The sequence below is a fragment of the Vibrio sp. CAU 1672 genome (assembly GCF_029223195.1).
GTDB lineage: Bacteria > Pseudomonadota > Gammaproteobacteria > Enterobacterales > Vibrionaceae > Vibrio.
The window spans coordinates 208,870-229,816 of sequence record NZ_JARHUF010000004.1 but is presented as its reverse complement, the minus strand read 5'-3'; the positions used below and the strand labels follow the sequence as shown (position 1 = coordinate 229,816).

At 51.0% G+C, this 20,947-nt stretch carries 14 protein-coding genes; 8 read left to right on the top strand and 6 right to left on the bottom strand.

What is annotated here, in order from left to right; all coding sequences use genetic code 11:
• The first annotated feature begins 157 nt into the window (after positions 1 to 157).
• The 8 genes from gltB (at position 158) to P2G85_RS06355 (ending at position 10,787) form a co-directional block, all read left to right on the top strand.
• The gene (gltB, locus tag P2G85_RS06390) at positions 158 to 4,621 is read left to right on the top strand and encodes a glutamate synthase large subunit (protein WP_275863263.1); all 4,464 of its coding nucleotides are present in this window, start codon (positions 158 to 160) and stop codon (positions 4,619 to 4,621) included.
• A gap of 21 nt (positions 4,622 to 4,642) precedes the next feature.
• Positions 4,643 to 6,055, top strand: coding sequence for an FAD-dependent oxidoreductase (locus P2G85_RS06385; RefSeq protein WP_275863262.1), 1,413 nt, complete (start codon positions 4,643 to 4,645; stop codon positions 6,053 to 6,055).
• An 84-nt stretch (positions 6,056 to 6,139) separates the two neighbouring features.
• A complete protein-coding gene (locus P2G85_RS06380; RefSeq protein WP_275863261.1) occupies positions 6,140 to 6,562 on the top strand; it encodes a DUF1499 domain-containing protein in 423 nt (140 codons plus the stop codon).
• A 66-nt stretch (positions 6,563 to 6,628) separates the two neighbouring features.
• The gene (mtnN, locus tag P2G85_RS06375; RefSeq protein ID WP_275863260.1) at positions 6,629 to 7,324 is read left to right on the top strand and encodes a 5'-methylthioadenosine/S-adenosylhomocysteine nucleosidase; all 696 of its coding nucleotides are present in this window, start codon (positions 6,629 to 6,631) and stop codon (positions 7,322 to 7,324) included.
• 11 nt (positions 7,325 to 7,335) lie between these two features.
• Positions 7,336 to 8,289 (top strand): cobalamin biosynthesis family protein, encoded by a 954-nt coding sequence (locus P2G85_RS06370; protein ID WP_275863259.1) that lies wholly within the window; start codon positions 7,336 to 7,338, stop codon positions 8,287 to 8,289.
• A complete protein-coding gene (btuF, locus tag P2G85_RS06365) occupies positions 8,289 to 9,113 on the top strand; it encodes a vitamin B12 ABC transporter substrate-binding protein BtuF (protein WP_275863258.1) in 825 nt (274 codons plus the stop codon). Before P2G85_RS06370 ends, btuF begins: the two co-directional genes overlap by 1 nt.
• A gap of 75 nt (positions 9,114 to 9,188) precedes the next feature.
• Entirely contained in the window at positions 9,189 to 9,809 is a 621-nt protein-coding gene (locus tag P2G85_RS06360; protein ID WP_275863257.1) for a TRIC cation channel family protein, read from the top strand.
• A 117-nt stretch (positions 9,810 to 9,926) separates the two neighbouring features.
• The gene (locus P2G85_RS06355; protein WP_275863256.1) at positions 9,927 to 10,787 is read left to right on the top strand and encodes a LysR family transcriptional regulator; all 861 of its coding nucleotides are present in this window, start codon (positions 9,927 to 9,929) and stop codon (positions 10,785 to 10,787) included.
• On the opposite strand, the gene P2G85_RS06350 is transcribed toward P2G85_RS06355, so the two are convergent.
• The 6 genes from P2G85_RS06350 to secA form a co-directional block, all read right to left on the bottom strand.
• Positions 10,723 to 11,502, bottom strand: coding sequence for a TSUP family transporter (locus tag P2G85_RS06350; protein ID WP_275863255.1), 780 nt, complete (start codon positions 11,500 to 11,502; stop codon positions 10,723 to 10,725). The genes P2G85_RS06355 and P2G85_RS06350 overlap by 65 nt on opposite strands.
• 197 nt (positions 11,503 to 11,699) lie before the next feature.
• Positions 11,700 to 14,933 (bottom strand): carbamoyl-phosphate synthase large subunit, encoded by a 3,234-nt coding sequence (gene carB / locus P2G85_RS06345; RefSeq protein WP_275863254.1) that lies wholly within the window; start codon positions 14,931 to 14,933, stop codon positions 11,700 to 11,702.
• A gap of 17 nt (positions 14,934 to 14,950) precedes the next feature.
• Positions 14,951 to 16,090: a glutamine-hydrolyzing carbamoyl-phosphate synthase small subunit gene (gene carA / locus P2G85_RS06340; protein ID WP_275863253.1), complete on the bottom strand. Its 1,140-nt coding sequence runs from the start codon at positions 16,088 to 16,090 to the stop codon at positions 14,951 to 14,953.
• Between the two features lie 481 nt (positions 16,091 to 16,571).
• The gene (dapB, locus tag P2G85_RS06335; RefSeq protein ID WP_275863252.1) at positions 16,572 to 17,381 is read right to left on the bottom strand and encodes a 4-hydroxy-tetrahydrodipicolinate reductase; all 810 of its coding nucleotides are present in this window, start codon (positions 17,379 to 17,381) and stop codon (positions 16,572 to 16,574) included.
• 94 nt (positions 17,382 to 17,475) lie between these two features.
• The gene (gene mutT, locus P2G85_RS06330) at positions 17,476 to 17,874 is read right to left on the bottom strand and encodes an 8-oxo-dGTP diphosphatase MutT (RefSeq protein ID WP_275863251.1); all 399 of its coding nucleotides are present in this window, start codon (positions 17,872 to 17,874) and stop codon (positions 17,476 to 17,478) included.
• 74 nt (positions 17,875 to 17,948) lie between these two features.
• Positions 17,949 to 20,675 (bottom strand): preprotein translocase subunit SecA, encoded by a 2,727-nt coding sequence (secA, locus tag P2G85_RS06325; protein WP_275863250.1) that lies wholly within the window; start codon positions 20,673 to 20,675, stop codon positions 17,949 to 17,951.
• Positions 20,676 to 20,947 lie beyond the last annotated feature (272 nt).

Here is a 20,947-nt window from a genome sequence, read left to right as displayed (position 1 = left end):
CGAAACAAAACACACCAAAGTTATTAATATATATCGTACATTTTATTGAATAAATATACCTATAACTCCAAAACTGACGCATAGTCAGTCACCAACATCGACAAGAGCAGTGTTGATGTATCTGTCACGGGGACAGATAAGCAAAAGGAGAATTGCAATGGCTCTTTATGATCCAAGTCTTGAAAAAGACAACTGTGGATTTGGCTTGATCGCGCATATGGAAGGCGAGCAAAGCCACAAGCTGGTTCGTACAGCAATTTCCGCACTTGACCGAATGACTCATCGTGGTGGCATCGCCGCCGATGGCAAAACCGGCGACGGTTGTGGTCTCTTACTGCAAAAGCCCGATTCCTATCTACGCCTGATTGCGGAGGAAAATGGTTTTAAACTCGGCAAGCAATACGCCGTGGGGATGATTTTCTTTAGCCGCGATCCGGTAAATGCCCAACGGGCAAGAGATATCGTCAATAAAGAACTTGCCCAAGAGACATTAACCGTCGCGGGCTGGCGGGAAGTACCGACCAATGCGCAGGTGCTGGGCCCGATTGCTGCCGCTTCGTTACCCGATATCCAGCAGGTGTTTATTTCTGCGCCAGCCGGCTGGCGCGAGCGGGATATCGAACGCCGCCTGTACATCGCCCGGCGACGGATCGAAAAACAGATCACCGATGACAGTGACTTTTATATCTGCAGTTTGTCGACCCAAGTGCTGGTTTATAAGGGACTATGCATGCCGGCGGATCTGCCGCGTTTCTATCTGGATCTTGCCGACCTGCGGATGGAATCTGCTATCTGCCTGTTCCACCAACGCTTTTCTACTAACACCCAACCACGCTGGCCACTGGCTCAGCCGTTCCGCTATCTGGCTCATAATGGCGAGATCAACACGATTGAGGGCAACCGCCAGTGGGCACGCGCACGCGCTTACAAATTTGCCTCTCCCCTGCTGCCCGATCTGCAGACCGCCGCACCGTTTGTCAATGAAACCGGCTCCGACTCCTCCAGCCTGGATAACATGCTGGATCTGTTTCTCGCCGGCGGGATGGATATCTTCCGCGCCATGCGGATGCTGGTCCCACCGGCATGGCAAAACCACCCGGATATGGATCCGGACCTGCGCGCGTTCTACGATTTTAACTCTAAACACATGGAGCCGTGGGACGGCCCTGCCGGCATCGTACTGTCAGACGGCCGTTATGCGGCATGTAATCTGGATCGCAACGGGCTGCGACCTGCCCGCTATGTGATCACCAAAGACAAACTGATCACCCTCGCATCGGAAATCGGGATCTGGGATTATGCTCCCGATGAAGTGGCAGAAAAAGGCCGGGTTGGCCCCGGTGAGCTGCTGGTGGTCGATACCCGCAAAGGGAAGTTATGGCAATCAAGTGAGATCGACAATGATCTGAAAAGCCGCCACCCGTACCGTGAATGGATGGATAACAACGTTCACAAACTCACCCCATTTGCTCAAATGCCGGACGAACAGGTCGGTGAACGCAGCTTCGACAGCGATCTGCTCAAAACCTATCAGAAACAGTTTGCCATGACCCGCGAGGAAGTGGACCAGGTTCTGCGCGTGTTGGGGGATATGGGTCAGGAAGCCGTCGGGTCAATGGGTGATGACACACCTATGGCAGTCCTCTCCTCCAAAGAACGTTTGATTACCGATTATTTTCGCCAGAAATTTGCCCAGGTCACCAACCCGCCCATCGATCCATTGCGGGAAAAACACGTAATGTCTCTCGCCACCAGCATCGGTCAGGAGATGAACGTGTTTTGTGAAACCGATGGCCATGCCTATCGGGTGGCGTTTGACTCTCCGGTGCTGCTGTACTCCGATATGCAACAACTGCTGGAACTGGGTGACGATCATTATCGAAACACCATCTTAGACATCAATTACTCCCCGGATGAAAAAGATCTCAAGCAAGCGCTTGACGATCTTTGTGCTCAGACTGAGCAGGTCGTGCGCGAAGGCACCGTTTTAATCGTATTGTCCGACCGGGCGCTGGTGCCGGGAAAACTGCCTATCCCCGCGGCAATGGCCGTGGGTGCCGTACAATCCCGCTTGATCAAAGCTAACCTGCGCTGCGATGCCAACATCATCGTAGAAACGGCAACCGCGCGTGACCCTCACCAGTTTGCCGTGCTGCTTGGGTTTGGTGCGACCGCTGTTTACCCTTATTTGGCTTACGAAGCACTGGGCAAATTGATCGATGACGGCGCACTGGACAAGAATTATCGCGATGTAATGCAAAACTACCAAAATGGCATCAACAAAGGCCTGTATAAGATCATGTCCAAGATGGGCATTTCAACGGTAGCATCCTACCGCTGCTCGCAACTGTTTGAAGCGGTCGGACTAAGCCAGGAAGTGGTTGATGTTTGCTTTAGTGGCGTCACTACCCGTATTCAGGGGGCTGACTTCAGTGATTTCCAGCAGGATCTGTATAACCTGTCACGCAAGGCCTGGGCCAAACGTAAATCGATAGAGCATGGCGGCCTGCTGAAGTACGTTCACGGCGGTGAATATCACGCCTACAACCCCGATGTGGTCGGCACTCTGCAGCAGGCGGTAAAAACCGGCGACGCCTGTGACTACCTCAGTTACGCCAAGCAGGTCAACGAACGTCCGTTTGCAATGCTGCGCGATCTGATGACACTGAAAAAGGCCACCCAACCGTTGGCACTGGAAAAAATCGAACCGTCTGGCGAACTGTTTAAACGCTTTGATACCGCGGCGATGTCGATCGGTGCATTAAGTCCGGAGGCTCATGAAGCGCTGGCAATCGCCATGAACCGCCTGGGGGGCTACTCCAACTCAGGGGAAGGAGGAGAAGACCCGCGCCGTTTTGGTACTGAGCGCAACTCACGCATCAAGCAGATTGCGTCCGGGCGTTTTGGCGTCACCCCCCATTACCTGACCAATGCTGACGTGTTGCAGATCAAGGTCGCCCAGGGGGCAAAACCGGGAGAAGGCGGCCAGTTACCCGGCCATAAGGTGACGGCTGAAATCGCCAAATTACGTTACTCGGTGCAGGGCGTAACGCTGATCTCCCCGCCTCCGCATCACGACATTTATTCAATTGAGGATCTGGCGCAGCTGATCTTTGACCTGAAGCAGGTCAACCCAAACGCGCTGGTGTCGGTAAAACTGGTTTCCGAGCCAGGTGTTGGCACCATCGCCACCGGTGTAGCCAAAGCTTATGCCGATCTGATCACCATCTCCGGTTATGACGGTGGTACGGCCGCCAGCCCACTGACGTCGGTCAAATATGCCGGCTGCCCGTGGGAACTGGGACTGGCGGAAACACAACAGGCGTTAGTCGCCAATGGCCTGCGGCACAAAATCCGCCTGCAAGTCGACGGCGGCTTAAAAACCGGGCTGGATGTAGTCAAAGCCGCCATTCTTGGCGCAGAAAGCTTTGGCTTTGGTACCGCTCCGATGGTGGCGATCGGCTGTAAGTTCCTGCGCATCTGTCACTTAAACAATTGTGCTACCGGCGTGGCAACCCAAGATGAAACGCTGCGCAAAGAATACTTCAAAGGCCTGCCAGAGATGGTGGTCAACTACTTCACCGGCTTAGCGCAGGAAGTTCGCGAGCTGTTGGCGTTGCTGGGAGTGGAGAAACTGACTGACCTTATCGGCCGGACCGATTTACTGGATACCGTCGCCGGGCTCACTGCAAAGCAGACTAAACTTGATCTGTCCGGCATTCTGGAAGCACCGCTCTCCCCCCAAGGGCATCCGCTCTACTGGACCGAGCCTAATGCCCCCTTTGACAAAGCCGTACTAAACCAGAAGATGGTAGAAGACGCCAGCGATGCGATTACGCAGCGCCAGTCTGCCAGCTTCTTCTACAACGTGATCAACACCGATCGTTCCGTAGGCGCCCGCCTCTCAGGAGAAATTGCCCAGCGCTATGGCAATCAGGGCATGGCTGGCACACCAATCAAGGTGCATTTGACCGGCACTGCCGGCCAGTCGTTTGGCGTGTGGAACGCGGGCGGGGTTGAACTATACCTCACCGGGGATGCCAACGATTACGTCGGGAAGGGCATGGCTGGTGGTAAGCTGGTACTCAAACCACACCAGGGCACCGCCTTTAGATGTAATGAGGCGACGATTATCGGTAACACCTGTTTGTACGGCGCAACCGGCGGCAAACTGTTTGCCGCTGGTACGGCCGGCGAGCGCTTTGCTGTACGCAACTCAGGTACCATCGCAGTGATAGAAGGTGCCGGTGATAACGCCTGTGAGTACATGACCGGTGGTATCGTGGCCATTCTTGGTGCAACCGGGGTCAACTTTGGCGCCGGAATGACCGGTGGTTTCGCCTACGTGCTGGATGCAAATCACGACTTCCAGGGACGAGTCAATAATGAATCTGTCGAGGCGATTGCCCTGTCGGATCTCTATATCCATCAAGAACATTTGCGCGGCCTGATCGCCGAGCATCTTGAAGAGACCGGCTCAGTGCATGCAGAAAACATCCTGGCAAACTTTGATGAATGGATTCCAAAATTTTATTTGGTGAAACCACTATCGGCCGATTTGAATACACTGCTGGGTCACCAGAGTCGCAGCTCAGCGGAACTGCGCGTTCAAGCCCAGTAAATCATGGAGGATGTTTGAATCATGAGTCAGAACGTTTACCAATTTATCGATGTTCAACGTGTTGATCCGGCGAAAAAACCGCTCAAAATACGGAAAATTGAGTTCGTTGAAATCTACGAACCTTTTACCCAGCAACAGGCCACGGCACAGGCGGATCGCTGCCTCGATTGCGGCAATCCTTATTGTGAATGGAAGTGCCCGGTGCACAACTACATTCCCCAGTGGCTCAAACTGGCCAACGAAGGACGTATTCTGGAAGCGGTGGAACTGTCACACCAAACCAACAGCCTGCCCGAAGTGTGTGGCCGGGTATGTCCGCAAGATCGTCTGTGCGAAGGCTCGTGCACCCTAAACGATGACTTTGGTGCTGTGACCATTGGTAATATAGAAAAATACATCACTGACAAAGCCTTTGAAATGGGCTGGAAACCGGATATGTCTCAGGTCGATTGGACCGATAAAAAAGTCGCCATCATCGGCGCGGGCCCCGCCGGCCTAGCTGCGGCTGACATTCTGGTTCGCAACGGGGTAAAACCCGTGGTGTTTGACCGCTACCCGGAAATTGGTGGCCTGCTGACCTTCGGTATCCCTTCTTTTAAACTGGAAAAAGGCGTGATGGAAAACCGCCGCCGGGTGTTCAGCGAGATGGGCATAGAATTCCGCTTAAATGTCGAGGTGGGGCAAGACATTAGCATGCAACAGTTGATCGATGACTACGACGCCGTATTCTTAGGGGTCGGCACCTACAAAAACATGCGTGCCGGACTGGAAAATGAAGACGCGCCAGGGGTATTTGATGCCTTGCCGTTTCTGATTTCCAATACCTATCAGGTAATGGGACTTGAACACGATAATCCCTTTATCGATATGTCCGGAAAACGTGTGGTGGTCCTCGGTGGCGGTGATACCGCGATGGACTGTGTGCGCACCTCCATTCGCCAAAACGCCGCCAGTGTGGTCTGCGCTTATCGCCGTGATGAAGAGAACATGCCGGGTTCACGCCGCGAAGTGAAAAATGCCCGGGAAGAAGGGGTCGAGTTTATGTTCAACCTGCAGCCTCTGGGTATCGAGACCGATGCCTCTGGCCAGGTCTGCGGTGTCAAAGTGGTCAAAACCGCATTAGGAGAGCCGGACGAAGCAGGCCGTCGCCGCCCTCAACCAGTAGAAGGCAGTGAACACGTACTGCCGGCAGATGCGGTGATCATGGCATTTGGTTTCCAGCCTCACGCGATGGAATGGCTGACACCGTTTAACGTTAAACTGGATCAGTGGGGCCGGATCAAGGCGCCTGCCGATCAAGCTTTTCAGTATCAAACCAGCAATGAAAAGATCTTTGCCGGCGGGGATGCCGTGCGTGGTTCTGACTTGGTGGTAACGGCCATCGATGAGGGCCGCAAAGCCGCCGAGGGCATTCTTGATTACCTTCAGGTATAGTCTCTTCATAAAAAAGGATCCAGGGAATGGATCCTTTTTTCTTTTATTACATATAATTAGATTCCAAACATAAGGAATAAAATCATGAAGAATGCTGCTCTCCTGATCGTGTTCGGCTTAACTGCATGCAGCCAAGGAGTGACTGAGATGACCGACCGCAGCCAGATCCCGTGTGGTGAAAAACCCAACTGTGTCTCAACCCAAGACCAACGTGACAAATTTCATTTAGCACCATTTAATTTAACCCAGCAGGCAACACTCGACGCCATTGCACAAGCCGCCCTGCAACTGCCCGGCGCCAAGCTCGCCAGCCGTGATGACCCGTACTTAAGAATTGAGTGCACCTCAAAAATCATGCGCTTTGTCGATGATCTGGAACTGAAAATCATCGATCAACAGTTAGCCGTACGCTCAGAGTCCCGGGTCGGTTACTCGGATTTTGGGGTCAACCGCAAACGGGTGGAGCAGTTGCGTACATTACTGACAGATGCCGGGCTCATTAAATAGCCGACACACCAAAGCAGGGAATGGTATACTCTCGCCCATTCAATTGATTGCTAAAAAGAGAGAGCTATGAAAGTTGGTATCATCGGCGCGATGGAACAAGAAGTGACCATTCTGAAACAGGCAATGGCAAACTGCCAAACTGTCAGTAAAGCTGGTTGTACGTTTTATTCTGGTCAAATTAACGATGTAGAAGTCGTGCTGCTTCAATCTGGTATCGGCAAAGTTGCCGCCGCAGTTGGTACGACGATTTTACTTGATGAGTACCAGCCAGAAGTAGTGATCAATACGGGTTCAGCCGGCGGTTTTGATTCCAGCCTCAACCTCGGTGATGTGGTGATTTCTACAGAAGTTCGTCACCACGATGCAGATGTAACGGCATTTGGCTATGAGATGGGCCAGATGGCTGGGCAACCAGCAGCGTTCAAAGCAGATGAAAAACTGATCGACCTGGCAGAGCAAGCGTTGGCTCAGATGGACAACACCCACGCGGTTCGTGGCCTGATCTGCACCGGTGATGCCTTTGTCTGCACCGCGGAACGTCAGGCATTTATCCGTCAGCACTTCCCATCGGTTGTCGCAGTAGAGATGGAAGCGTCAGCGATCGCGCAGACTTGCCACCAGTTCAATACACCATTTGTAGTGGTGCGTGCCATTTCTGACGTCGCGGACAAAGAGTCGCCAATGAGCTTTGAAGAGTTCCTGCCACTCGCAGCGAAAAGCTCTTCTGAGATGGTATTTAAGATGCTGGAGCTGACCAAGTAAGATCTTAAGTCATGCAAGAACTCTTTCAGCAGTTTTATGCCAATGGTGCGCTCCTCGTGATGTGGGGCGCCCTGTTATTTCATTTACTCCTGCCTATTCCTCGGGCGGCGCATCCTGTCACGCTCTGGCACCAATTAGCCAAGCAGCTCGCCGATAAAGTCAATAATAATCACAGCTACTCACAAAGTATTCTATCCGGCAGCCTCGCGTTGTTGTTAATGTTGCTGCCGTGCCTGATATCACTGCTCGCAATGCAACCACTGGTCTGGCAGGCACCTCTGTTTGAACTGGCGCTGCTGCTTATCGCGCTGGACTGGCGCAACAATGAAACGCTGGCAAAACAGCTGATCACCGCCATGTCGAGCGAAGACAAAGTCCGTTGTCGAGACCTGCTCACGCCTTACCTTAACCGTGATACGGATACCTTATCTCTGTTAGGGATTGGTAAAGCCGGGGCTGAAACCCTCATTATGGGTTACGGGCGCAATGTCGTGTGTGTCCTGTTCTGGTATGGATTAGCCGGGGGAATAGGTGCCATCCTATACCGTTTGGCTGCGGAGCTGGCGCGGGTATGGTCGCCGAGTCGGTGTCAATATTCCCCGTTTGGCCGGCCAGCAGTTCAGCTTGTCGCTGCGCTTGAACTGATACCATTACGCCTGTTTGCCCTATTAATCGCACTCGGCAACAACCTGACCACCGTCAGCACAGGGATTCGCCAACAAGCAAAATCCTGGCCCTTACCCGGCCCTGCCTGGTTGTTATGCGCCGTCGGCAATAAATTACAACTTTCTCTCGGTGGTCCGGCACTCTATCACGGCCAACGAACAGAACGCGCCAAAATTGGTGGACGCATCGCCCCTGCGGCGATCCATCTGGCGCAGATTCAAACCTTACTGGTTTGGCGCATCTTTGCCTGGCTGGTTACCCAAAGCCTTATGCTCGGACTGATTTATCAAGGATTCTGATGAACAAACTTTGCTACGCCGTGCCATTTTTTCTTTCGCTTACCGCACTCGCCAACGAACCGGTTCAGCGTGTGATCAGCTTAGCGCCACATGCAACAGAAATCGCCTTTGCTGCCGGTCTTGGCGAACAACTGATTGCGGTCAGCGAAATGAGCGACTACCCGGATCAAGCCAAAACACTTGAGCGCGTAGCCAATTATCAAGGCATCAAACTGGAGCGAATTATTGCGCTGCAACCCGATCTAATCATTGCCTGGCCCGCCGGGAACCCGGCCAAAGAACTGGAAAAACTCAAACAGTTCGGCTTACCCATCTATGAGTCCAGCACTGACTCTCTGGAAGATATTGCCCGCAATATTGAGCAGCTCAGCCGGTACAGCGCAACGCCAGAGGTCGGCCAGCAAGCCGCAGACAAGTTCCGGGCCCAGCTCAAAGCCCTGCAAAGTAAATACCGCACCCAGGACAAAGTCCGTTACTTTTACCAGTTAAGTGATGACCCCATCATCACCGTGGCCGGAGGCAACTGGCCCAGTGAGGTGTTCAGCTTTTGCGGCGGAGAAAACATCTTTGCCCGTGCCAGCGCCCCCTACCCGCAGGTCAGTATTGAGCAAGTGGTGATCCGCCAGCCGGAAGTCTTGTTCACCTCACCTCACGCCACCCAAGAGGACAACCTCTGGTCAAACTGGCACCATGAACTGCCGGCGGTAAAAAAAGGCCAGGTGTGGTCGTTAAATGCAGACTGGATCAATCGCCCGACGCCAAGGACAATAAACGCTCTCACCGAGGTGTGTGAACACTTTGACAGCGTTCGGCAAAAACGCTAACGTTTTCGTTGAAAATACCGTACAATTCTCCACCCATTTCTGTTAGCCACAATTTGTGAAAAGGTACCAAGTAACATGGATTCCATGCTGCTTTATATGATCGATTTATTCGGTACTGCTGTGTTTGCGATTTCCGGCGTATTACTTGCGGGCCGGCTGAAAATGGATCCCTTCGGTGTGACCGTGCTCGGGAGCGTGACGGCCATTGGTGGCGGTACCATTCGTGACATGGCGCTTGGCGCAACCCCGGTATTTTGGATCACGGATACCACTTACCTTTGGGTCATTTTTATCACCTGCCTGTTGACCATGCTGCTGGTTCGTCGCCCGACGCGTCTTCCATGGTGGGTACTGCCGGTATGCGATGCCATTGGTCTGGCGGTATTTGTTGGTATTGGTGTCGAAAAAGCCCTGGCTTACCAGGCTTCGGGCATGGTCGCGGTGATCATGGGGGTAATAACCGGTTGTGGCGGGGGCATCATCCGCGATGTACTCGCACGTGAAGTGCCCATGGTACTTCGCAGCGAAGTGTATGCCACGGCGTGTATTGTTGGCGGTATTTTTCACACCACCGCACTCAGTCTGGGCTACGAGCATTCTACCGCGTTGCTGGCGGGGGTGCTCTCAACCTTGCTTATCCGTTTAGGCGCAATACGCTGGCACCTGTCCCTGCCCACATTTGCTCTTTCCCGCTAACCAGTTCAACATGGCCACCGATGCAAACGTCTGTGGCCATTTTTTGCTCCGCCAGTAGCCAGCCACGCCCAGTCAAGTTACATTAGCTACTCCTATTCCAAATATTCAAGGATTGATATGTTACTTGAAGGTATCGAAACCCTGTTGGTGCTGAGCAAAGAGAAGACCATGAGCCGCACCGGCAGTCAGCTTTACATTAGCCAGTCAGCGGTGAGTAAAAGGATTGCCAATCTGGAAAAGAGACTGGGAAAGAAGCTGATCGAGCCGCATGGCCGGCACATCAGGCTGACCTCCGAAGCACAAGCGCTGATCAATACCATTGAGCCCAGCTTCAACGAGTTGAGAGGACAGATTTACGACCAGCAAGAGCTAGAGGACACCTCCTTGTTGAGGTTAGATTGTTCTGAAACCTTGGTGGCCGGCTACCTGAGCCTGATCATGGAAGAAGTTTTTGCGCAAGATCCCTACTTACGCCTGTCGACCAACCACACGCCGCGAATTATTGAAAATGTCAAATCGGGTAAAACGACCCTGGGAGTATGCGCAGGTTATTTGCCGTCACATCATGGCCTGATGAGTTTACATCTTTGCGATGAACCGTTTTCGATAGTAAGTAAGTATCCACTTACGTCACTTCCGGACAGGATTTTAACCAATGATCTAAGTAACCCGGCCAACACGTATCAGCACGCAATTTTATCTAAATATCGCATCCAGCCCCTGATGGAGATGGACTCCTACACTGCGGCAGCACAGCTGGCGTTAAGGGGAATGGCGCCCGCCCTGATCCCGAAATCGATCATCAATACACTCAACATCAGCGCAAAATATTGCTTTAATTTTGCCGAACTGACTCCGCTAATCAGACCAATCCACATCTGTCTGCGGCACAATAGCTACCGGAGTGAGCGAGTTAAAACAGTGATAGCAGCCATTGCTGATGTTGTTGCCAAAGAAGTTTTGTCGCCATCAACATAGACATCGTTATGACTAAAGGTCGAATCCACTTCTGGCCTTTGGTCACCACCACTTTGGCCCCTAACTGGGCACCAATAAACCCGCCAACCGCCATGGTCAAACCGATTTCCCATACCGGCAAACCAGCGAGAATAAAGAACAACAACGCAGCAATATTTGAAGTGAAATTGAGGATCTTAGTGCGAGCAGTCGCATCCACCAGAGAGAAGTGGCCGAGCGCGACAAAACAGACGGTAAAGATTGAACCGGTCCCCGGTCCGAAGAAGCCATCATAAAAACCGACCCCACCACCGATACACAGCGCAAACATCGCCTCAGACAATTTCGGCTCGCCATGTGCTTTCTTCGTGGTTGGAGCCAGAAGAAAATAAACAGAAATCGCGATAAGCAGCACAGGAATAAGACTGGTCAATATACCCGCATCAATAAACTGTACGGCTTCAGCACCAATTGCGGCCCCGATAAAGGTACAGACGATGGCAACGCGCATCTCTTTGAGACTGACAATGCCATTGCGAACAAAGAACAAGCTGGCAGAAAAACTGCCGAACGAGCTTTGCAGTTTGTTGGTCGCCAAGGCTTGGGTCGGGCTCAGGCCTGCCGCCAACAGAGCCGGAAGGGTTAGCAAGCCCCCACCACCAGCCATCGCATCAATAAACCCAGCCGCTGAGGCGACAAAAAACAGTGCCATTAAAATCTCAAAAGTGATGTCCACCTAACCTTCCTTGTAAAACCGATAGCAAAGAGAAAACAACGGTAGCACTAATAGACATAAGCACAAAAGGAAACGCAAGATATCAACCTATTCCGGCTTTTCATCAATAATCTCAAGTAAAAAAAAGCCCGCTCAAATGAGCGGGCAATGAGGTTGTCATATAAGCCCTATTTACCGGGCTTACTGATTGTTATCTATTACACTTCTAGGCTGGCTTTCACTTTTGCGTGCAGCTCTTGAACCGAAGTTACTGACGCTTTCGCATCAGCAGTGTGAGACATACACGTTGCAAACGCAGCGTTTAGCGTTGTCGTGTAGTTCACTTTCTCTGCCAGTGCACCGCGGCGTAGAACTTTCGAATCTTCAATCGCCTGACGGCCAGCTGCGGTGTTCACGATGTAGGTGTATTCATTGTTCTTGATCCGGTCAAGAATGTGAGGACGACCTTCATGTACCTTGTTAACCAGGCGAGGGTTAATGCCCGCTTCGCCAAGGATAACCGCAGTACCGTGTGTTGCATCCAGTTGGTAGCCAAGCTTGATAAGCTTAGACGCCAGATCTACAACACGTTGCTTGTCGCCTTCACGCACAGACAGCAGTGCACGACCACCTTCAGGGTATACGCTGCCACAACCTAGTTCTGCTTTCGCATACGCTTCTGCGAACGTCGCACCAACCCCCATCACCTCACCGGTTGAGCGCATTTCTGGGCCCAATAGTGGGTCAACACCAGGGAACTTGTTGAACGGTAGTACCACCTCTTTCACTGAGTAGTAAGGTGGAATGATCTCTTTAGTAAAGCCTTGCGACTCCAGAGATTGACCCGCCATTACCCGTGCCGCGATTTTCGCTAGTGGGGCGCCAGTTGCTTTCGATACGAATGGCACGGTACGTGCGGCACGTGGGTTTACTTCGATGAGGTAAACCTCGTTATCTTTCACCGCAAACTGGGTGTTCATCAGGCCGCGTACACCAAGCTCGAATGCCAGTTTCTCTACTTGCTCACGCATCTTGTCCTGGATTTCCTGGCTTAGCGTGTAGGCAGGCAGTGAACAGGCTGAGTCACCTGAGTGAACACCGGCTTGCTCGATGTGCTCCATGATACCGCCAATCACCACGCGCTCACCGTCACAGATAGCATCAATATCGACTTCGGTTGCGTCATCCAGGAAGCGGTCGAGGAGAACCGGAGATTCGTTCGATACGCTTACGGCTTCGTTGAAGTAGCGGCGTAGGTCTTGCTCGTCGTAAACGATTTCCATCGCACGACCACCCAGTACGTAGGATGGACGAACCACTAGCGGGAAGCCGATTTCACGAGATTTTTCAACCGCTTGCTCCATAGCTGTTACGGTCGCGTTTTGTGGCTGTAGCAAGCCTAGACGCTCTACCGCAGCCTGGAAACGCTCACGGTCTTCTGCACGGTCGATTGCATCCGGGCTGGTACCAATGATTGGCACGCCAGCCGCTTCCAGTGCGCGAGCCAGTTTCAGTGGCGTTTGACCACCGTACTGAACGATAACACCTTTTGGTTTTTCAACGCGCGCGATAGACAGGACATCTTCCAGAGTAACCGGCTCGAAGTACAGACGGTCAGAGGTGTCGTAGTCGGTTGATACTGTCTCTGGGTTACAGTTCACCATGATGGTCTCATAGCCGTCTTCACGGAGTGCCAGAGAAGCGTGGACACAGCAGTAGTCAAACTCGATACCTTGACCGATACGGTTAGGACCACCGCCCAGAACCATGATCTTGTCTTTGTCTGTAGGCTGTGCTTCACACTCGTCATCGTAAGATGAGTACATGTAAGCCGTGTCAGACGAGAACTCCGCTGCACACGTATCGACGCGTTTGTAAACTGGGTGGATGTCGAACTGGTCACGCAGGCGGCGGATTTCGCTTTCTGCTACACCGAGCAGTTTAGACAGGCGCGCATCAGAGAAGCCTTTGCGTTTCATTTGACGCAGCACGGCTTGAGTCAGACCTGCAAAACCACCCGCTTTCACTTGTTCTTCCAGTTTCACCAGTTCTTCGATTTGAACCAGGAACCAACGGTCAATTTGGGTTAGGTTGAACACGCCGTCAACTGACATGCCTGCACGGAATGCGTCCGCGATGTACCAAATACGTTCAGCACCCGCTTCTTTCAGCTCGTGACGAATCTTAGTCAGTGCATCCGGCGCATCCAGATCCACCATCTCATCAAAGCCTGTCGCGCCCACTTCCAGACCGCGAAGTGCTTTGTGCAGCGATTCTTGTTGGTTACGACCAATTGCCATCACCTCACCAACAGACTTCATCTGCGTTGTCAGACGGTCGTTAGCACCGGCAAATTTCTCGAAGTTAAAGCGAGGAATCTTAGTGACGACGTAGTCGATGGTTGGCTCGAATGATGCGGGCGTTGCGCCACCAGTGATATCGTTTTGTAGCTCGTCCAGCGTGAAGCCAACTGCCAGCTTCGCGGCAATCTTCGCGATTGGGAAACCTGTTGCTTTCGAAGCCAGCGCCGAAGAGCGAGATACACGTGGGTTCATCTCGATGATAACCATACGGCCATCTTTCGGGTTGATACCAAACTGTACGTTTGAGCCACCCGTTTCAACACCGATTTCACGCAGAACCGCTAAGGATGCATTACGCATTAGCTGGTACTCTTTGTCCGTCAGCGTTTGTGCTGGCGCAACAGTGATCGAGTCACCGGTGTGGATGCCCATTGGGTCGAAGTTTTCGATTGAACAGACGATGATACAGTTGTCCGCTTTGTCACGAACCACTTCCATTTCGTACTCTTTCCAACCGATCAATGATTCATCGATAAGCAGTTCGTTGGTTGGCGACAGATCCAGACCGCGACGACAAATCTCTTCGAACTCTTCTTTGTTGTAAGCGATACCGCCACCAGTACCACCCATGGTAAAAGATGGACGAATGATACACGGGAAGCCAACCATATCTAGTACTTTGTAAGCTTCTTCCATGCTCTTCGCCGTATCTGCGCGAGGACACTCAAGACCGATAGACTTCATAGCTTTATCGAAGCGAGAACGGTCTTCCGCCTTGTCGATGGCGTCTGCTGTTGCACCAATCATTTCTACGCCGAACTCTTCCAGTACGCCGTGTTTTTCCAGGTCCAGAGCACAGTTAAGCGCTGTCTGACCACCCATGGTAGGCAGTACCGCATCTGGACGCTCTTTTTCAATGATCTTGCGCACCACTTCCCACTGGATTGGCTCGATGTAAGTCGCATCCGCCATCTCAGGGTCAGTCATGATGGTCGCAGGGTTAGAGTTTACCAGAATAACCCGGTAACCCTCTTCACGCAGTGCTTTACACGCTTGTGCGCCAGAGTAGTCAAACTCACATGCCTGACCGATAACAATCGGACCAGCACCAAGAATAAGAATACTTTGAATGTCAGTACGTTTTGGCATTATCTACTACTCCGAAATTAAGCGCTGTGTTGTTTAATTAGTTCGATAAAGTGGTCAAATAGCGGTGCCGCGTCGTGTGGACCCGGGCTCGCTTCAGGGTGACCCTGGAAGCTAAATGCTGGCTTGTCTGTGCGGTGAATACCTTGCAGAGAGCCGTCAAATAGCGATACGTGAGTAGCACGTAGATTCTCTGGTAGCGTTGCTTCGTCTGCGGCAAAACCGTGGTTTTGCGAAGTGATCATCACAACATTACGGTCCAAATCTTTTACCGGGTGGTTGGCACCATGGTGGCCAAACTTCATTTTCACGGTTTGCGCCCCCGATGCCAGCGCCAGGATTTGGTGGCCCAGACAGATACCGAAAATTGGCAGACCTTTCTCCAGGAACACTTTGGTCGCTTCAATCGCGTAAGTACATGGCTCCGGGTCACCAGGGCCGTTGGATAGGAAAACGCCATCTGGGTTTAGTGCCAGAACTTCTTCTGCTGAGGTTTCAGCAGGAACAACCGTCAGGCGGCAGCCTCGGTCAACCAACATGCGCAGGATGTTGCGTTTGGCGCCGAAGTCGTAGGCAACGACGTGATATGGCAGTTCGCTGTCTTCTTGCGCCTCAGGAAGGCCACCCTCAAGCGTCCACGAACCTTGTTTCCATTGATACGCTTCTTTTGTTGTAACTTCTTTCGCAAGATCCATACCTTTCAGGCCAGGGAATTCTTTTGCTTTCGCCAGCGCCAAAGCTTCATCTAAGTTGTTACCGGCAACGATACAACCGTTTTGCGCACCTTTTTCACGCAGGATACGAGTCAGTTTACGCGTATCGATGTCTGCAATGCCGACAATGTTTTGCGACTTAAGGTAATCAGAAAGGGACTGTTCATTACGGAAATTAGAAGCGATAAGAGGGAGATCGCGAATCACAAGGCCTTGTGCGTGGATGGAAGCGGATTCTTCGTCTTCGGAATTGGTTCCGGTATTGCCTATGTGAGGATAAGTAAGAGTAACGATTTGTTGAGAATAGGAAGGATCAGTGAGGATTTCTTGATACCCCGTCATCGAGGTATTAAAAACGACTTCACCAACGGATGACCCATCTGCTCCAATGGAAACACCGTGGAACACTGTCCCATCTTCTAGGACTAGCAGTGCTGACTTGCTCAAGACAACCTCCAGAATAAAAATGCATCAAAACTAAATTAAACTGCAAATCTGCCTTCCTTTCCACTCTTTTTTTGCGCTTCAAGGTTATTCAGACAAATTGGCGGTATTCTAATGAGGCACTGGGATACTGTCAACCTTATCGGAAAAATAAATTAACCATTTCTCAAAGGTAGGCGAAATTGAATGCAATAAGCCCCAAAATAGTAAGTTTAAGTAAGCAAAGACTCCATAATCAGCCGCCTTTAGTCATGGCAACTTTTTTTAACACTTCCAAGATCACACTTTTTTTCACCAGCCCTGCGCAAACGTTAACCGCAACAACTAAACCATCATTTTTGAGCTATAGGAACCACATAACCAGCCAACACAGCAAAAACAACACCTAAAGCATCTGTATTTCACATGAATATAAACACAAAATATTTACTTAGTTTTCGACTAATATAAAAAAGCCGGCTTACGCCGGCGAATAATTATGTAATTAAAGATCGTTAAGCCCGAGTACATCGGTCATGGTATAGAACCCCGCAGACTTGCTATTGAGCCATACTGCCGCTTTAACCGCGCCATTGGCAAAAGTCATCCGGTCAGTTGCTTTATGCGTGATCTCAACCCGTTCACCAATATCAGCAAACATCGCGGTATGCTCGCCGATAATGTCCCCGGCGCGGATGGTAGCAAAACCGATTTCATCCCGGCTACGCTCTCCGGTAATCCCTTCACGGGCATATACAGCAACATCACTGAGCTGGTTGCCCATCGCCTCTGCGATCGCCTCCCCCATACCGATGGCAGTGCCGGATGGTGCATCAACCTTATGACGATGGTGCGCTTCAACAATTTCGATATCGCAGTAATCCCCCATCACCCTGGCCGCTTTCTCCAGCAGTTTAAACACCAGATTAACGCCGACTGAGTAGTTGGGAGCCATCACCACTGGGATCTGTTTGGCGGCTTCATCAATCACCATACGCTCCTGCTCGCTGAAACCGGTAGTCCCGATCACAATACTCTTGGCGTGTTGCTGGCACAGTTCAAGGTTCGCCAGCGTGCTTGCCGGAGCGGTGAAATCGATGATGACATCAAAGTTATCCACCTCTTTGGCCAAATCATCGGTCAACAGCACAGAAAATTTTCCGTCGCCACATAACTCTCCGGCATCCACACCAACCAATGACGACTCCGGACGTTCAGAAGCTGCAGCAACGTTCGCCTCCGGATTCAAGTGAGTGGCTTTGATTAGATTACGGCCCATGCGGCCAGCTGCTCCTGCAATTGCAATACGTACCATTGCGCTTAATCTCCATTTTTCGCGGCAGTATCTTCAGATACAACCGTGTTGTTTCGCTGAGTATTTTTAAACTATCAATATTCCGGCAAAGTGGCTAGGAAAACTCTTGCATGACTCGCTGCAAAATCGGGACATTAGCCTGTGGGAAAGTGTAGTCAGCAAGCTCAACAATCCTCACCCACTTCCCTTGTTGGCCCTCTCGGCCATACGGCTGATGTTCAAATGCCGATACCACCATGAAATCGAATTTAAGCGATTTATCCGGATAGTCAAATTCCAGATGCTGAAAATGAGCCTGTTCGGTTACGGTGATCCCCACCTCTTCATCAAGCTCGCGTACCATGGCCTGTTCAACGCTTTCACCGGGCTCAACTTTACCGCCCGGAAACTCCCAAAGCCCACCCTGATGCTTGTCATCCGGACGCTTAGTGATAAAAATTTGCGATTGATCTTGGTTAAAGATGATCGCCGCAACAATGTGAACTCTCTTCATGAAGTTGTTCCTGGCTCGCTTGATACAAAAAGAGCCGCCTAAGCGACTCTTTATTAATAACTTATCAAATTCAACTAGTTGATCTGACCGTGGCACTGTTTGTACTTTTTGCCGCTACCGCATGGACATGGCTCATTACGGCCCACTTTACGATCTTCACGTACCATTGGCTGATGAGCACCTTCTGAGTCCTCACCATCAGCCAGTTGGCTTTGCGCAGAAGCATGCTGGGCTTGAGCACGACGTGCCGCTTCTTCGGCCTGGGCGCGACGCTGCTCTTCCATACGCTCGACTTCTTCTTGCTGCTGCACACGAACACGCGACAACACCATGATCACATCAGACTTGAGTGTTTCCAGCAAACCTTCAAACAGTTCAAACGACTCACGCTTGTACTCTTGCTTCGGGTTCTTCTGTGCGTAACCACGCAGGTGAATCCCCTGACGCAGGTGATCCATCGCTGCCAGGTGCTCTTTCCACAATGTATCCAGTGTCTGGAGCATGACCGATTTCTCGAAGTTACGCAGCACTTGCGCACCGACCACTTGTTCTTTGGCGGTGTAAACTTCTACCGCTTGGCCAATGATCTTCTCACGCAGCGCTTCTTCGTATAACTTGTCGTCTTCCTCAAGCCATTGCTTGATTGGTGCATCCAGATCGAAGTCTGCTTTCAGGCGCTCTTGCAGGCCTTCCACATCCCACATATCTTCCAGAGACTGTGGCGGGATGTACTCATCAATAATGGCGGTCAGTACGTCTTCACGGTTCTGGGCGATCATATCGCTGATGTCATCAACACTCATCAACTCATCACGTAACTCATAGACGACTTTACGTTGGTCATTCGCCACGTCATCGTACTCAAGCAGCTGTTTACGGATATCAAAGTTACGACCTTCAACTTTGCGCTGAGCTTTCTCAATTGAGCGGGACAACATCTTAGATTCGATCGCCTCACCTTCTTCCATACCACTTTGGATCAGGCTAGCCATACGATCAGAAGTGAAGATGCGCAGCAGTGAATCTTCCATCGACAGATAAAAACGAGATGAACCGGCATCACCCTGGCGACCAGAACGACCGCGCAACTGGTTATCGATACGGCGAGATTCATGACGCTCAGTACCGATGATGTGTAGGCCACCTGATTCTAGTACTTGATCGTGAACGTGTTTCCACTCTGCTTTAATTGCATCAATCTGTTCTTGTGTAGGCTCTTGCAGTGCTTCTACTTTAGCTTGCCAACTACCACCCAAGACGATATCGGTACCACGACCGGCCATGTTGGTTGCAATAGTTACCGCGCCAGGTTTACCCGCTTCAGCCACGATTTCTGCTTCTTTCTCGTGGAACTTCGCGTTGAGTACGTTGTGTTTGATCTTGGCTTTCTTCAGCGCATTAGACAGCAGTTCTGATTTCTCAATCGAAACTGTACCCACCAACGTTGGTTGACCTTTGGCTACACGCTCTTTAATATCTTCAATGATCGCGGCAAACTTTTCTGCTTCAGTGCGGTACACCACATCCGCCATATCGTCGCGGATCATTGGCTTGTTAGTTGGGATAACCACCGTTTCCAGACCGTAAATCGACTGGAACTCGAACGCTTCAGTATCGGCGGTACCTGTCATGCCTGACAGTTTCTCGTATAGACGGAAGTAGTTCTGGAAAGTGATCGAAGCCAGTGTTTGGTTCTCGTTCTGAATCTTAACGCCTTCTTTCGCTTCGACTGCCTGATGAAGACCTTCTGACCAACGACGCCCCGGCATGGTACGGCCGGTATGTTCGTCAACGATCACCACTTCACCGTCTTCATTAACGATGTAGTCTACGTTACGTTCAAACAAAACGTGGGCACGCAGTGCCGCGTTCACATGATGCAGCAGGCTGATGTTAGTTGGTGAATACAGCGTATCCCCTTCTTCCATCAGGCCATTTTTAACCAGTAACTCTTCAACAAACTCTTGTCCGGTCTCGGTCAGGTACACTTGCTTGGATTTTTCATCCACCGTGTAATGGCCGTCACCGCGGTATTCTTCTGAGTCTTCCTTATCTTGTTTCTCAAGATACGGGATCAGGGTGTTGATTCGGGTATACAGCTCAGAGCTATCTTCCGCAGGACCGGAAATGATCAACGGAGTACGTGCTTCATCGATCAGGATCGAGTCCACCTCATCGACTACAGCAAAGAAGCGCTCACGTTGCACGCGGTCTTCATTACGAAACGCCATATTGTCTCGCAGGTAGTCAAAGCCAAACTCATTGTTGGTTCCGTACAAAATATCGCTCTGGTACGCCGCTTTCTTCTCTTGAGGTGGCATGTTAGGAATATTGATCCCAACTGTCATACCAAGGAACTCAAACAATGGTCGGTTAGTTTCGGCATCGCGTTTTGCCAGGTAGTCATTGACGGTGACGATGTGAACACCTTTACCGGCAAGGGCATTTAGGTATGCGGGAAGGGTCGCGGTTAAGGTTTTACCTTCACCAGTACGCATTTCAGCAATTTGGCTGGCATTCAGTACCATACCACCAATTAGCTGTACGTCGAAGTGACGCATACCGTAAACACGCTTAGAGGCTTCACGGACTGTCGCAAAAGCTTCTGGCAATAATTGATCAAGAGTTTCACCCTGCTCAAGGCGCTGGCGGAATTCTACCGTTTTTGCTTTCAGTTCTTCATCAGACAGCGTTTCGAACGTCGGTTCGTAATTATTGATCTCTTTTACAATTTTTCTAAGGCGGCGCAGTGTTCGATCGTTGCGACTGCCAATAACCTTTGTCAGTAGCTTAGTTATCATTTTTCGTGAATCTCTCTTTAATCAGACCGTTCCCGATCTACTCATAATGCCTTCAGTCTCTACCAGTTTTGAACTAAGAATACTGAGATAAATCATTTATCTCAGATATTGAGTTAAACCGACCAATTTTCAAGGCTAAAATTTGAAACAATGTGCCATAGTGTAAGGATTTTTGCCAAAGACAACCATCACTAGCCCAATTTGTTTGAAGCACTTGGAAGTTTTTCATCGAATTGCTGACGGATTAGCCACCGCTAGCGCGGTAGTGGTGA